Source organism: Streptomyces virginiae (genome assembly GCF_000720455.1).
In the GTDB taxonomy this organism is placed as follows: Bacteria; Actinomycetota; Actinomycetes; order Streptomycetales; family Streptomycetaceae; genus Streptomyces; species Streptomyces virginiae.
Window position 1 is genome coordinate 302537 of sequence record NZ_JOAK01000003.1, and the last position, 14555, is coordinate 317091.

10 protein-coding genes are annotated in these 14555 nt (G+C 73.3%); 6 read left to right on the forward strand and 4 right to left on the reverse strand.

Translation table 11 applies throughout. The annotated features are described in order from the left end of the window. Positions 1 to 159 precede the first annotated feature (159 nt). From IG86_RS45285 to IG86_RS0106730, 3 genes are all read left to right on the forward strand, one after another. Positions 160 to 1509 (forward strand): ATP-binding protein, encoded by a 1350-nt coding sequence (locus IG86_RS45285; protein WP_338116725.1) that lies wholly within the window; start codon positions 160 to 162, stop codon positions 1507 to 1509. Between the two features lie 1506 nt (positions 1510 to 3015). Then, positions 3016 to 3777, forward strand: coding sequence for a maleylpyruvate isomerase family mycothiol-dependent enzyme (locus IG86_RS0106725; protein WP_030818331.1), 762 nt, complete (start codon positions 3016 to 3018; stop codon positions 3775 to 3777). Between the two features lie 87 nt (positions 3778 to 3864). After that, on the forward strand, positions 3865 to 4365 hold the full coding sequence (locus tag IG86_RS0106730) for a hypothetical protein (RefSeq protein WP_030030746.1): 501 nt from the start codon (positions 3865 to 3867) through the stop codon (positions 4363 to 4365). A 39-nt stretch (positions 4366 to 4404) separates the two neighbouring features. Here IG86_RS0106730 and kstD read toward each other — a convergent pair whose 3' ends face one another. The 3 genes from kstD to IG86_RS0106745 all read right to left on the reverse strand — a co-directional run bounded on the left by kstD (position 4405) and on the right by IG86_RS0106745 (position 7991). Next, complete coding sequence (gene kstD, locus IG86_RS0106735; RefSeq protein WP_030895500.1) at positions 4405 to 6198, reverse strand: 3-oxosteroid 1-dehydrogenase; 1794 nt, start codon at positions 6196 to 6198, stop codon at positions 4405 to 4407. Positions 6199 to 6334: 136 nt separating this feature from the next. Then, positions 6335 to 6727, reverse strand: a complete 393-nt coding sequence (locus IG86_RS0106740) for an MmcQ/YjbR family DNA-binding protein (RefSeq protein ID WP_030895503.1) — start codon at positions 6725 to 6727, stop codon at positions 6335 to 6337. A 139-nt stretch (positions 6728 to 6866) separates the two neighbouring features. Further along, positions 6867 to 7991, reverse strand: a complete 1125-nt coding sequence (locus tag IG86_RS0106745) for an aminoglycoside phosphotransferase family protein (RefSeq protein WP_030895504.1) — start codon at positions 7989 to 7991, stop codon at positions 6867 to 6869. Positions 7992 to 8220: 229 nt separating this feature from the next. Between IG86_RS0106745 and IG86_RS0106750 the strand changes: the two genes are divergently transcribed. Continuing rightward, entirely contained in the window at positions 8221 to 9720 is a 1500-nt protein-coding gene (locus tag IG86_RS0106750; RefSeq protein ID WP_030818324.1) for a DNA-binding protein NsdB, read from the forward strand. Between the two features lie 191 nt (positions 9721 to 9911). Here the strand turns inward: IG86_RS0106750 and IG86_RS0106755 are convergent, their stop codons facing one another. Beyond that, a complete protein-coding gene (locus tag IG86_RS0106755; protein ID WP_030895507.1) occupies positions 9912 to 11333 on the reverse strand; it encodes a PP2C family protein-serine/threonine phosphatase in 1422 nt (473 codons plus the stop codon). Positions 11334 to 11823: 490 nt separating this feature from the next. On the opposite strand from IG86_RS0106755, the gene IG86_RS0106760 reads away from it, so the two are divergent. Then, positions 11824 to 14052 (forward strand): xanthine dehydrogenase family protein molybdopterin-binding subunit, encoded by a 2229-nt coding sequence (locus IG86_RS0106760; RefSeq protein ID WP_030895510.1) that lies wholly within the window; start codon positions 11824 to 11826, stop codon positions 14050 to 14052. Between the two features lie 21 nt (positions 14053 to 14073). Next, on the forward strand, positions 14074 to 14529 hold the full coding sequence (locus IG86_RS0106765) for a (2Fe-2S)-binding protein (RefSeq protein WP_030818321.1): 456 nt from the start codon (positions 14074 to 14076) through the stop codon (positions 14527 to 14529). The last annotated feature ends 26 nt before the right edge of the window (positions 14530 to 14555 follow it).

Below are 14555 nucleotides of genomic sequence, written 5' to 3' on the forward strand. Positions count from 1 at the left end.
TCGCCCTCGGATCCTTCTCGGAACCCCGTCGGAAAAGAAGATCGGATTCTTTCCGACAGTGGGACACCCCGCCATGTGCGCGGGCGTACGCTGATCTCCCAGAACAGGCCTGGGGGGGTACCAGCCATGACGGACCACCGGACGCGCATACGGCGCACCATGGTCGAACGCGATGCCGAACTCGCGATCGTCGACGAGGCCCTGGACCAGCTCACCGGTCCCGGGCCGGACGCCGGCGGCGCGCTGCTGGCCTTCTCCGGGCCCGCCGGCCTCGGCAAGACCACCCTGCTCGCCGAACTGCGCCGCCGCGCCCACGCCCGCTCCTGCACCGTCCTCGCCGCACGCGGCGGCGAACAGGAACAGAGCCAGCCCTTCCACGTCGCCCGCCAGCTCATCCAGCCCCAGCTGGCCGGCACCTCCGAGCAGGAACTGCGCGCCGCCCTCGGGGGCTGGTACTCCATCGTCGGCCCCGCCCTCGGACTGTGCGCCCCCGAACAGGGCCCGCCGCCCGACCCGCAGGGCCTGCGCGACGGCCTCGACTGGGTCCTCACCCACCTCGTCGTCAAACGCGCCCCCGTCACCCTCGTCCTCGACGACGCGCACTGGGCCGATCCCGAGTCCCTGAGCTGGCTCGCCGCCTTCGCCCCGCGCGCCGAACACCTCCCGCTGCTCCTCGTCGTCGCCTACCGGCCCGACGAACTGCCCGCGCACGCCGACGCCTTCCGTACGCTGCCCGGCCGCGCGGGACAGGCCCCGCTGCCCCTCGCCCCGCTCACCCCGGCCGCCGTCGCCGCCCTGGTCCGCGAGGCCCTCGGCGACCACGCCGACGACGCGTTCTGCAAGGAGGCCTGGGCCGTCACCACCGGCAACCCCTTCGAAGCCGTCGAACTCACCGCCAAGGTCCGCGGCAGGGGACTGCGGCCCGTCGAGGAGAACGCCCCGCAGCTCGCCGACCTCGCCGCCGCCCAGCGCGGCAGCGGCCTCGTCGCCCGCCTCGAACGCCTCGGCCCCTCCACCGTCCGCTTCGCCTGGGCCTGCGCCGTGCTCGGCACCGCCATCCCGCAGGACATCGCCGCCCGGGCGCCGCCCTCGGCACCGAGGAGGCCGCGGGCGCCACCACACGCCTGCGGGACGCCCGCATCCTGTCGGCCGCCGGGACCACCTCCGACCACGAACCCGAGACCGGGCTGGAGTTCGTCCACCCCCTCATCGCCACCGCCATCTACCGGGCCATCCCCGACGCTCTGCGCGTCGCCCTGCACGGGAAGGCCGCGGCGGCCGTCGTCGACGCCGGCCTCGGCTCCTCCGCGGCCGCCCGCCACCTGCTGGAGACCCACCCCGAGAACGACCCCTGGGTCGTGCGCACCTTGCGCGAGGCCGCCGGGGAGAACCTCCGCGCCGGAGCCCCCGACGCCGCCCGCCGCCAGCTCGCCCGCGCCCTGCGCGAGCCACCCGACTTCGACGAACGAGCCGCCGTACTGTACGAACTGGGCTGCGCCTCTCTCCTGACCGAGCCCGCCAACACCGTCAACCACCTGCGGGCGGCCCTCGCAGAGCCCTTCGACGACCCGACCCTGCGCCAGGGCATCGTCATCCGGCTCGCCCAGGTCCTCGCGCACAGCGACCGCCTCGCCGAGGCCTCCGAATCGCTCGCCCGCGAGATCGCCCGGACCCCGGACGTACGCGCACGGCTGCGCCTGCAGTCCGAACAGTTCATGTGGGACGCCTTCAACGCCGCCGAGACCGACTCCCCGGCCCGCTCCCGGCGCCTCACCCGCCTCGCCGACCGCCTCACCGGCCGCGACCTCACCGAGCGGTACGTGATCGCACTGCGCGCCTGGGACGCCTGCCTGCGGGGCGAACCGGTCGACGTGGTCCTGCACCACGCCGGCCGGGTACTGGAACGCCCCTTCAGCTGGGCCCACGAGGACCGCGGCTTCGAGGTCCCGGTGCTGGCCGCCATGGTCCACATGTACGCCGACCGGCCCGGCCGCGCCGAGGAGCTGTTCGAGGCGGGCACCGCCGAGTTCGAGCGCCAGGGCTGGCGCGGCGCCCACCTGTCCTTCGCGTACAGCCTGCGCGCCTACATCCGCTACCGGCGCGGACGACTCGTGGAGGCCGAGGAACTGGCCCGGTCCGGACTGCGCCTCGCCGAACGCGTGGGCCGGCGCACCCCCGTGCACTGGTACGCCATAGCGATCCTCCTCACGACACTGCTCGCCCGGGGCCGCGTCGACGAAGCCTGGGAACTCGCACGGGAACACGAGTTCGGCGCCCCCTTCCCGGCCGCCGTGGTCTTCCCCGACTCGCAGACCGTCTACGCCGAACTGCTGCTCGCCCGCGGCGAGGTGCGGGCGGCCGTCGCCGAACTGGAGGCCGTGGACCGGCGGCTGACACCGCGCGGGATCCAGAACCCGGCCTGGTGCCCGTGGCAGCTGCACCTCGCGCGCGCCGTCGCCGCGGACGACCCGCAGCGGGCCCGCACCCTCGCCGCCGACGCCGTCCGGCGGGCCAGGGCCTTCGGCGCCCCCTCCGCCATCGGCCAGGCCCTGAGGGTGGCGGCCGAGGTCGCCGCGCCACAGGACCGCACCGAGCTCCTCCGGGAGGCGGTCACCCTGCTCTCGGCGTCACCCGCCGGCTACGAACTCGCCCGCGCACTGGCCGCCCTCGGCTACGGACTGCGCGACGCGGACCTGCTGACGGCGGCCGTGGTCACGGCCCGGGAGTGCGGCGCCGACGGGCTGGTGGAGGAGGCGACCGAGATCCTCACGGGCATGGGCGGCGCCCTGCCCGCCGCGCCGCCCCGGGCGGACTGGGTCACCGAGGAGGAGATCCGGGCCGCCGACCTGGCCGTACGGTCCGAGAAGGAGCCCGAGCCGACGACCCCGGACTGGGTGTTGTCCGCGGCCTGCCGCAAGCTCGGCACCGACCGGTCCGGGCTGCGCGCCGCGCTGGAGGCGTTCGCCCGTAGCTCAACGTGATCGGAGCCGCCGCCCGGCGGGCAGGACGCACCCCATGGATCACATCGACAGAGTCCCCCTGCTCCGGGCCGAGGCGGCGGCCTTCGAGAAAGCGGTCCGCCGCGCCTACGACCGGGGTGATCCCGTGCCGCCGGTTCCCTCGTGCCCCGACTGGACGGTGACCGACCTCGTCCGCCACCTCGGCGGGGTCCACCGCTACCTGGTCCACCTCCTGCGCGAACGGCTCACGACCCCGCCGGACCCCTCCGGCCTCACGGCCCCCGAGACCCCCGACGACCCGGACGCGCTGACCGACTGGTTCGCCCGGGGCGCGCGGGAGCTGACGGAGCTCCTGCACGAGCTGGGACCGGACACCCCCGTGTGGACCTGGTCGGACGAACAGACCTCGGGTTTCTGGCTGCGGATGCAGCTCATCGAGCTGGCCGTCCACCGGTGGGACGCCGAATCCGCGACCGCGACCCCCGGCCCCCTCGACCCGGACGTCGCCGCGGACGCCGTGACCCAGACGATCGAGGTGATGGCCCCGGCGCGCCGCGGCTGGCGGCAGGCACCACCGGGCACGGGGGAGACGTACCGCTTCCGGCGTACCGACGGTCCGCAATCCTGGACCGTCGTCTTCTCGGGTGACGACGTGCGGACCGTGCCCGGTCTCACCTCGCCGGCGGACGTCGAGGCCGCGGGCACGGCCTCCGACCTCGCCCTGTTCCTCTGGGGCCGCGTTCCGCCGACCGCCCTGCACGTCAAGGGCGACACCGGCCTGCTCACGCACTGGTTCACCCTGGTCCCACCGGTCTGACGACCCCGGTGGCCGGACCGGCCCGGGCACGTTCCCGGATGCGGACCCCCGGGCCGGAAAACCCGCGCGGCCACGTACCATGGCGGCATGTCCTTCCTCCGCCGCCACCGCGCCGCCACACCCGCCGGCCCGGACTTCGATGTCCTGGCCATGGACCCGGGGGACTGGCCGGGCAATCTCGGGGCCGGGCTGCTGCCCGCGCCCGACGGCAGCTGCCAGGGGGTCTTCCTCCGCTACGACCTGTTCGGCGGACGCGGACCCGCGATGATCATCGGAAACCTCCCCGAGGGGTCCCCGGCCCGGGACCTCACCGACGGCCAGGTCCCCTTCGAGGTGGCCCAGCTCCTCGACGCCCTGGAGAACGACGAGGACGTCGAGGTCACCGGCGTCGAGGACTGCCCCGTCATGCAGGGCGACAACCTCCTCATCGTCCGGAAGATCAAGCTGTCGGAGTCCCGCATCTCCTGCGTGCAGTTCGACCGCAGCGACAACGTGCTGGTCACCATCGCCAGCTGGGACCGCCCGATCACCGACGACCTCTACGCCCTCCTGAAGCCGCTCCCCGCCGAGCTCTTCCAGCAGGGCTGACCCCCGGGCCGGGCGCGGCCCGGCCCGAGCCCGATCACCTCACGCGTCCGCGATGTCGTTGGCCGCCACATGGCCGAACGTCATCGCGGGGCCGATGGTCGACCCGGCCCCCGCGTAGCTGTGGCCCATCACCGCGGCGCTGGCGTTGCCCGCCGCGTACAGGCCGCGGATCACCGATCCGTCCGCCCGCAGCGCCCGGGCCCGCGCGTCCGTGACGATGCCGCCCTTCGTACCGAGATCCCCCGGCACGATCTTGAACGCGTAGAACGGCGGCACCCAGACGGGCGCCAGGCACGAGTTCGGCAGCACGTTCGGGTCCGTGTAGTAGTGGTCGTACGCGGTGTCGCCCCGGTGGAAGTCGGAGTCGGTACCGCTCCACGCCTGCGCGTTGAACCGGCCCAGCGTCGCCCGCAGCGCACCCGCCGGTACGCCGATCTGGCCCGCCAGCGCGTCCCACGTCCACGCCTTCTTCGCCGCCCCCGCCTGGTACCACGAGTCCGGGAAGGGCAGCGTCGGCAGGATGTCCTTGAACAGGTACTTGTTGCGGTAGTTCTGATCCACGATCAGCCACGCCGGAATGTGCGAACCGACCGCGCCCCGGTCCTTCTCGTACATCACGTGCACCACGTCGCTGTACGGCGCCGCCTCGTTGACGAACCGCGTGCCGTTCGCGTTCACGATCAGCCCGCCCGGCAGGGTGCGTTCGGCCAGGCAGAAGTACGGCTCCCCGGGCAGCGGGATCGACGGCCCCCACCAGGCGTCCTCCATCAGCGCCAGCGCAGCCCCGGCCCGCCGGCCCGCCAGGATGCCGTCGCCCGTGTTCTCCTTCGCGCCGACCGACCACTGCGTGCCGATCGGCTGCTGCTGGTACTGCGCCCGCATCGCCGCGTTGTGCTCGAAGCCGCCCGAACCGACGATCACCCCCTTGCGGGCCCGAACGACACCCCGCACACCCTCCTTGTCGACCACCACCCCGGTGACCGCGCCGCCCTCCTGGACCAGGTCCACCAGCGGACTGTTCAGCCACAGCGGCACCCCGGCCCGCTGCAGTCCCGCCCGCAGCCCGGCCGCCAGTGCCTGGCCCATCGTCAGCGGCTTCTCGCCGCGCAGCGCCGCCTTCGTGCCGCGCGCCAGGCACTCGGTGGACACGGCCAGGCCCCTGGCGCTCACCGCCGCGAGGTTCAGCCACTTGTAGTCCTGGCTGAAGACCACCATCCCGGCCGGCACCGGCATGTACGCCGGGTTCAGGCGGGCCAGTTCGCCGCCGAGGATGTTCCCGTCGATCTGGTCCGGCTCGATCGACCGGCCGTTCGGCAGCCCGCCCGGCAGGTTCGGGTAGTAGTCGCTGTACCCCTCCATGAAACGGAACCTCAGCGGGATGTTGGCCATCACGAAGTCCAGCATCCGGGGCCCGTTGGCGAGGAAGGCGGCCTGGCGGTCGGCCGGCACCTCGGGGCCCACGACGGCCGAGAGGTACGTCGCCGCCTTCTGCGGGGTGTCCGGCACCCCCGCGGCCAGGATCACCGAATTGTTCGGCAGCCATATACCGGCTCCGGAGCGTGCGGCCGAACCGCCGAAGGTGGGGGCCTTCTCGACCACCAGCACGCTCAGCCCGCGCTTCGCGGCGGTGAGCGCGGCCGTCATCCCGGCGGCCCCGGAACCGACCACGACCACGTCGTACTCACCGAGCTGCGGCCCGGCCTGGACACCGTCGGCCCGCGCCGCACCGGACGGCAGCACGCCGGCGGCGAGCACCCCGGCCCCCGTACCGGCGAGGACGGCGCGTCTGGACGGGCGGGGGGCGGGGGACGTGCGTGAAGCGCTTGCGGACATGGGCAGGCTCCAGCGGTGTGGGGAGGAGAGGGTGGCTCCAACATGTCTGATGCTGAGTCAGAAAAGTGTTCGGGGGATCATGTGATGTCAAGCCATCCGGCGCACCCGAGCACGCGACACCCTCTGGGCCGTGTCGCTAGCCCTCCTTCCGCATGCGCGCGTCCAGCTCCTTCACGTGCCGCTTGAGGGCCACCGTCCGGTAGCTCTCCTCCACCCACTCGCACAGCACCTGCACGGAGGGAGCGCCCTTATCCGCCAGCGGCACGGACACCCAGCCCGACCGGCCCAGACCGTACCCGGTGGGCTCCGCCCCCGGCGCCGTCATCGCGTGTCCGTGCAGCGCCTCGTCCTTGAGCTTGACCGACAGCCCGGGCTGCCCCGGCCCGTCGGTGTTGCCCAGGAAGACGAAGATCTTCTTGTTCACCTTCACCACGCAGTCCTCGGGTCCCCACGGATGGTCCTCGAAGGCCTCCGGAAGTCCGAGCGCGAACTCCCGTACCGCCTTCCACGTGCGCACTCCGGACTTCATTCAGCGTCTCCCGTCGATCGTCCGCCGTCCGCCCCCACGCTAGCGGAGCCCGACGGTGCGCTTCCGGACCGCGAACGAGCGAAGTCCCGTGGCGGTGGGAGCCACGGGACTTCGCGTCAGGGGGACGGAGCGGGGTGGATCAGCGTGTGCCGACCGCCGCGCGCACCGCCCGGCGGGCCATTCCCGCGTCGTCGTGCAGGCGGCGGAGCAGCAGCCGCTGCTCCTCCCCGGAGGACAGGGACCCCACCGGCAGCGGCTGGGCCGGGGCGGTCGCCAGCATCGAGCGCTGCACCGCCGTCTCGGACATCCGGATCTCCCGCGTCAGCACCAGCATCAGGTTGATCAGGAAGGCGTCCCGGGCCACCGGACCGGCGGACTGGGCGAGCCGGCTGATCTGGGCGCGGGCGGCGGGGGCGTCACCGAGCACCGTCCACAGGGTGGCGAGGTCGTAGCCCGGCAGGTACCAGCCCGCGTGCTCCCAGTCGAGCAGCACCGGACCGGCGGGGGACAGCAGCAGGTTCGACAGCAGCGCGTCGCCGTGGTTGAACTGGAGCGCAGTCCCCGACACCTTGACCCCGTGCAGCAGCTTCTGCAGGTCCCCGAGGTCCCGGTCGGTGAGCAGGCCCAGCTCGTAGTCGCGGGCGATCCGTCGGGCGTAGTTCATCGGGGTGCCGAACAGCTCGGCCGGCGGCTGCCACTGGTTGACCCGGCACACCGCGCCCAGGGCCGCACGGAGGTCCACCCGCGGCGGCGGCTCCACCGGGTGCCGCTGGAGCGCCGCGACCCGGCCCGCCATCCGCTCCACCACCAGCGTGCAGTTCTCCGGGTCGGCGGCGATCAGCCGCGGTACCCGGACCGGCGGGCGGTGCCGGACGAACGCCCGGTATGCCGCTATTTCGTGCCGGTAGCGCTCACGCCATTCCGGCGAGTGGTCCAGTAAAACCTTCGCGACGGCGGTCAAGCGTCCGGTGGTGCCCACCAGGAGGACCGAGCGGCCGCTGCGCCGCAGCACCTGCACCGGAGCGAACTCCGGACAGATCCGCTGCACCGAGGCGAGCGCGGTGCGCAGTTGAGCGCCCTGCGGCCCCGAGAGGTCGATTCTTCCGCTGACGGGCTGGGACCCGGCGCTCGGCATCCGCCGCGCCCGGACTGCGCCCTGCGCCGCGACCGACGTACGGCCCGGTTCGAGATAGGGGCCGCCGCCCGCCGGGAGCGTGCGGTGCGACCGGACCGGTGCGGACACGGAGGACGTTGCTGCGTACATGGTGATACGGATCCCTTCGTGCGCCGACGAGTTGCGTACGCCACCCCGCCGATCCCGTACTTCACCCTGGGGAGTTCCGCCGGTGACCGGGGCGGGGAGGCGCATTCCTACCTGACACCCGGCGCAAGGTGGCGAACCATCGGGCGTGCCCTGGCGAAGCCTGGCGAATAGTCGCTGGGCATCTGACGGGGGGCTACTGTCAACTCAGCCGAGAACCTGGGGGCTTGACGTGAGCAAAGGTCCAAACACCCGCTTGAACGACCTGTTCGGCCTGGCCGGCTGGTCGAAGGGCGAACTGGCGAGGATGGTGAACCGGCAGGCGGCGGCCATGGGCCACCCCCAGCTGGCCACCGACACCTCGCGGGTGCGGCGCTGGATCGACATGGGGGAGAGCCCCCGCGAACCGGTGCCCACGGTACTGGCAGCACTGTTCACCGAGCGGCTCGGTCGTGTCGTGACCATCGAGGACCTCGGGTTCGTACGGCAGCGGCGCACCTCCAGACGGCAGCCGGACGGGGCTCGCGAGAACCCCGACGGCATGCCCTGGGCGCCCGAACGCACAGCCGCGGTCCTCACCGAATTCACGGGAATGGACCTCATGCTCAACCGTCGCGGTCTGATGGGCGCGGGTGCCGTGCTCACCGCCGGCTCCGCCCTCAGCAACGCCATGTACGACTGGCTGCACACCGACCCCGCCCTGGCGAAGGCGACCCCAGGGCGCTTCGGGGACTCCTTCCAGGCCGACCCAGCGGGATATGACCGCTACGAGGCCGCCCCGATCGGCTCGCAGGAGATCGAGGCGCTGGAGCGCTCCGTCGAGGTGTTCCGCGCCTGGGACGCCTCCAGAGGCGGCGGACTGCAGCGCAAGGCCGTCGTCGGGCAGCTCAACGAGGTCGGTGGGATGCTCGCCTACCACCACCCCGACCACCTCCAGCGGCGGCTCTGGGGGGTGGCGGCCAACCTGGCGGTCCTCGCGGGCTGGATGTCGCACGACGTGGGCCTCGAACCCACCGCCCAGAAGTACTTCGTCATCGCCGCGCACGCGGCCCGCGAGGGCGGCGACCGCCCGCGCGCGGGCGAGGCGCTGTCCCGCGCCGCCCGCCAGATGGTCCACCTCGGCAAGCCGAACGAGGCCCTGGACCTGATGAAGCTCGCCCAGTCCGGTTCCGGCGAGCACACCCTCCCGCGCACCCGCGCCATGCTCCACACCATCGAGGCGTGGGCGCAGGCCGCCATGGGCAAGGGCCAGGCCATGCGCCGCACCCTGGGCGAGGCGGAGGAGCTGTTCGTCTCCGACAAGGGCGACGTACCGCCGCCGAGTTGGATGCAGCACTTCGACGAGGCGGACCTGCACGGCATGCAGGCGCTCGCCTACCGGACCCTCGCCGACCACGACGCCACCGCGGCGCCCATCGCGGCGCGCCACGCCAAGGAGGCCCTGCGGCTGCGCGGCGACGGCTACCAGCGCTCGCAGATCTTCGACTACATCTCCATGGCCTCGGCCTGCTTCATCGCCGACGAGCCGGAACAGGCCGACCGCTACGCCCGCCTGGCCCTCGTCTCGATGAACGAGACCTCCTCGCACCGGACCTGGGACCGGCTGCGCGAGATGTACCGGCTCACCGCTCAGTACGCCGGGTACGCGCGCATCGAGGACCTGCGCCAGGAGATCAAGCTGGCCCTCCCCGACACCCCGGCGTCGAGCGGCCGGCCGGCCACGGGGGTGTAGGTTCCCGGCCGGCCCCGCACGCCCCACGGGTTCCGCATGCCCTCGACGCCCCCACGGCCGGGTGGGTCGAGCCCGCGTACGCCGACGTGTCGACGACGGGTGCGCAGACACGAGAGCGCGGACGAGAAAGGCCGCGCCTTCCGGCGCGGCCCTGAAGTCCGTACGACCGGCCCTGCGGCCGGTCCGGTGCCCTATCCGCCGACCCGTGCGACGAGCACGCAGGCGTCGTCCTCCCGCTCGACCTCGCCGAACTCCTCGACCACGAGGCGTACGCAGTCCTGCGCCGACCGCGCCACCGAGAGCCGCGGCGCGAGTGCCAGCAGCCGTTCGGTCCCGTCCGCCCGGCTGAACTCGATGCTGCGCGGCGTCAGGCCGTCCGTGTGCAGGACCAGCAGGTCGCCCACTTCGAGCCGCTCCTCGGCCTGCCCGTACGAGGCCCCGGAGGTCGCGCCCAGCAGGATGCCCTCCGGCGGCGCCAGGGCGCGGCCCGAGCCGCGGCGGAACAGCAGGGGGGCCGGGTGGCCCGCCTGGGCCCAGGTCAGCACCCGGCGCGCGGGGTCGTAGCTGCAGCACACGGCCGAGCCGAGGGCGGGCTGGACGGAGGTCTCCAGCAGCTGGTTGAGCCAGCCCATCAGCGGCCCCGGCGCGATGCCGGCCATGGCCATGCCGCGCAGGGCGCCCAGCATCATCGCCATTCCGGAGGTGGCGGTCACGCCGTGCCCGGTCAGGTCACCGACCGTCAGCATCGATGAGCCGTCGGGGAGTTCGAGCGCGTCGTACCAGTCGCCGCCGATCAGTGCGCTGGTCGCGGAGGGCAGGTAGTGCGCGGCCACGTCCAGCGAGCCGGCGTCACTGTGCGGGAACCGCAGGGAGCCGCGCCACGGGGGGAGCACGGCTTCCTGCAGCTCGACCGCCAGCCGGTGCTCGGTCTGCGCGATCTCCCGCTGGCGCTGCAGCGAGTCACGGGACTCGCGCACCGCCCGCTGGCTCCGGCGCAGTTCACTCACGTCCCGCAGCACGGCCCACATGGAGGCCGCGCAGCCGTCGGAGTCGAGTACCGGCTCGCCCCTCATGTGCAGCGTCCGGACCCGGCCGTCGGCCCGGACGATGCGGAACTCCCCGTCGATGGGCTTGCCGTCCACCAGGCAGGCGGTGACCCATGCGGTGAGCAGCGGCTGGTCCTCCGAGAACAGGGTCGAGCCCAGTTCGTCGAGGGGGAGGGCGCCCGCCTCGGGCGACCGGCCGAAGATCTGGAACAGCTCGTCGGACCAACTGACCTCATCGGTCAGCAGGTTCCACTCGGCGCTGCCGACGCGCGTCTGGGCCTCGGGCGCGGCCTCGGGAGCCGCCTGCGGGAACACCGCGGCCTCGGGGACCGGAGGCAGACCCTCCTTGAGCTGGCCGAGGTGCTCGCGGAGGTCGTCGAGGTGGTGCACGGCGAGATCGCACAGCGCGCGCTGCCAGCGGCCCTGGGCGTCGTCGTCGTCCACGACGGTGTCGCGGCGGACCGCGTCCACGTCCCCCCGGAGGCGCCGGGTCTGAGAGATCAGTGCGTCCACCGACCCCGGCTCGGGCGGCTGCGCGGGACGGTCCGCGAACAGGTGGGACGGCATGAGAACTCCGATACAGGCGCGGCACGGCCAAGTCTGAAGGAAGGACCGGTAACGACTGTTGCACAGGCAGCGACAGTGTGTAAGGCGTTTGGCAACATCCGCTACGTTCTTGCTTCTGGTATATGCCGCAGGCCTGACGACCCCGCCGCCGTGTGCGAACGAATCCGGTCAGCGGGGGTGCGGGGCCATGGTGCGCGTGCCTGCCGGTGGGGCGTGAGGTGCGCCGGGAAACGGCGGCCTGAATCCGGCCATCCGCCCCCTGTGACTCGATCAAACGCCCGATGCGTACGAGGCGTTCGGGCCGCCCCGCCCGCGCCGGGCCCGGTTCAGGGCGCGCATCGCAATACCCCCGAACGGATGACCCCCGGGGCCGGTACGGCGGCGGAATCGGGGCTTCCCAGCCGGTGCCCCGGCCGCTACCCTACGTGCCGGTAATAAACCGGGGAGGTCCGCGCGGGCGGGCCCGCGCAGCGCTGGGGACACGACGACATTGAGCGGGCAGCACGACGCCACCGGCCGGAGCCGGCGTTCCTTCCTCACCTACCTCGTGGCGGCCCCCACGCTCGCCCTGGTCACCCGCGCCGGCGCCGACGCGCTGGCCCCGCAGGCCGCCCACGCCGTCGTGCCGTCCCTGCCGGCCATCGCCGACGTGATCGACCTCGGCGACCTCTTCATCCTCGCCGGCGCGCCCACCTCCGCCCTGCTCGCCCTCGCGGTCGAGGCGGACGGGACCGTCCGCTTCCGGCTGCCGCGCGAGGAGGTCGGGCAGGGCCTCACCACCGCGGTGGCGATGCTCGTCGCCGAGGAACTCGACGCGCCCCTGGCCGACGTACGCGTGGAACTGGACGACGCGCGGCCCGAGCTGCTGTTCAACCAGCTCACCGGCTCCTCCAACTCCATCCGTTCCCTCTACGGGCCGGTCCGCCAGTGCGCGGCCACCGCGCGGGCCCGCCTCGTCGCGGCCGCCGCCCAGCGCTGGAGCCTCGCCCCGGCGTCGCTGACCACCGCGGACGGCGCCGTCCGCGCCCCCGACGGGCGCACCGCCCGCTACGGCGAACTCGCCGCCGCCGCGGCCGCCCCCGGCCTCCCCGTCCCCGGCGCCACCCCCAAGAAGGCCGTGAAGCACACCCTCGTCGGCCGGCCGACGAGCCGCATCGACGCCCGCGCCATGGTCACCGGCGCCCAGCGGTACACCCTCGACCTCGACGTGCCCGGCGCCAAGCCGTGCGTGGTGCGCCGCCCGCCCACCTTCGGCGGCACCGTCCGCGGCGTCGCCAACCTCGCCGACGTCCGGGCCATGCCCGGCGTCCTGAACGTGGTCACCGTCCCCACCGGGGTCGCCGTCGTCGCCGAGACCTTCGGGCAGGCCATCACCGCCAAGGCCGCCCTCCAGGTCACCTGGGGGCCGGGGCCCGCCGACCAGCTCTCCGACGCGCAGATCCGCACCAGGCTGCGCGCCGCCACCCCGCCGCTGCTGGTGCCGCCGCTCCTCACTCCGTACGTGGACGCCGAGTTCGACTTCGCCTTCGTCAGCCACGCCCCGATGGAGACCAACTGCGCCGTCGCCGACGTGCGCGACGACCGGGCCGAGATCTGGTCCGGCCTCAAATCCCCCATCGTGGCCCGCCAGACCATCGCGGCCGACCTCGGCCTGCCCCCGGACAAGGTGACGGTGCACGTCGTCCAGGCCGGCGGGTCCTTCGGCCGGCGGCTCTTCTTCGACGCCGCGCTGGAGGCCGCCCGGATCTCCAGGGCCTGCCGTCGCCCGGTCAGGCTGATGTGGACCCGCGTTGACGACACGCGCCACGGCCGGATGCGCCCCGCCACCCACCACAAGATCCGCGCCACGCACCTCCTGGGGGAGGTCCTCAGCTTCGAGCACCGCGTCGCCGCCGCCGAGACCGACTTCCGGCACGGGCTGGGCGAGATCATCACCGCGACCGCGGCGCACCTGCCGCTCGGCACCGGCAACGCCACCCTCGCCCAGACGTTGTTCCTCACCACGGTGAAGTCCCCGTACCACTTCGGCCTCACCACCCAGGCCCTCACCGAGGTGCCGACCGGGATCCCCACCGCCTCGTGGCGCTCGGTGTACTCCGCCAACACGCGCGGAGCCGAGGAGATCATGGTCGACGAACTGGCCGCGGCCACCGGCAAGGACCCCTACCGCTTCCGCCGCACCTTCCTGAAGACCGACGCCCAGCGCGCCGTACTGGACAAGGTCGCGACCGAGGGGAACTGGGGGCGGGCGATGGAGCCCGGCCGCGCGCAGGGCGTCGCCTTCCACGAGGAGTACAAGTCCCGAACCGCCTGCCTCGTGGAGATCGACGTCCGCGACCCGCAGCGCGCCCGCGTGACCAAGGCCGTCATCGCGGTGGACGTGGGCCTGCCGGTCAACCCGCGCGGGCTGGAGGCCCAGATGATCGGCGGCCTCACCGACGCGATCTCCACCACCCTGCGCGCCGGACTCCACATCGACAAGGGGCTTCCGCTCGAAGGCAGTTACAGCCAGTTCCACTGGGCTCAGCAGCGCGACACCCCGCGCGACGTACGGGTCTTTGTGCTCCCGGCCACCGGTACGGAGCCGGGCGGTGCGGGCGAGCTCGGCGTGCCCGCCGCGGTCGGCGCCATCGCCAACGCCTGGGCCCGGGCCACCGGTTCGAAGCCGCGCAGCTTCCCCCTCGACTTCGACGTCGACTTCACCCCCTACCCGCGCTAGCCGCCGAGCCAGGAGTACGCCGTGCCCTCGCACACCTTCACCGTCAACGGGCGGAGCGTCACCGTGGACGCGCCCGACGACCTGCCCCTGCTGTGGGTGCTCCGCGACATGCTGGGCGTCCGCGGCCCCAAGTACGGCTGCGGGGTGGACGTCTGCAAGGCCTGCACCAGCCACCTCGACGGGGTGGACGTCCGCCCGTGCGTGGTGCCCGTCTCGGCGTGCGCGGGACGGGAGGTGACCACGATCGAGGGCCTCGCCGACGGGGACGACCTGCACCCCGTGCAGGAGGCCTGGCTCGAACAGGACGTCGCCCAGTGCGGTTTCTGCCAGCCCGGTCAGATCATGGCGGCCGTCGCGCTGCTGAAGCGCACCAGCGAGCCCACGGACGAGGACATCGACGCCATCGCCAACATCTGCCGGTGCGGCACCTACTTCCGCATCCGGGAGGCCATCCGCAGTGCGGCCGCCAGGATGTGAGCGGCGGATCCCGGGGCCTCCCCCGT

Bases quoted from the DNA above. Each gene is read 5' to 3' on its own strand.
- IG86_RS0106730 (WP_030030746.1), top strand. From the start codon at position 3,865: ATGTCCTTCCTCCGCCGCCACCGCGCCGCCACACCCGCCGGCCCGGAC.
- kstD (WP_030895500.1), bottom strand. From the start codon at position 6,198: ATGTCCGCAAGCGCTTCACGCACGTCCCCCGCCCCCCGCCCGTCCAGA.
- IG86_RS0106755 (WP_030895507.1), bottom strand. From the start codon at position 11,333: ATGCCGTCCCACCTGTTCGCGGACCGTCCCGCGCAGCCGCCCGAGCCG.
- IG86_RS0106740 (WP_030895503.1), bottom strand. From the start codon at position 6,727: ATGAAGTCCGGAGTGCGCACGTGGAAGGCGGTACGGGAGTTCGCGCTC.
- IG86_RS0106745 (WP_030895504.1), bottom strand. From the start codon at position 7,991: ATGTACGCAGCAACGTCCTCCGTGTCCGCACCGGTCCGGTCGCACCGC.
- IG86_RS0106725 (WP_030818331.1), top strand. From the start codon at position 3,016: ATGGATCACATCGACAGAGTCCCCCTGCTCCGGGCCGAGGCGGCGGCC.
- IG86_RS45285 (WP_338116725.1), top strand. From the start codon at position 160: ATGGTCGAACGCGATGCCGAACTCGCGATCGTCGACGAGGCCCTGGAC.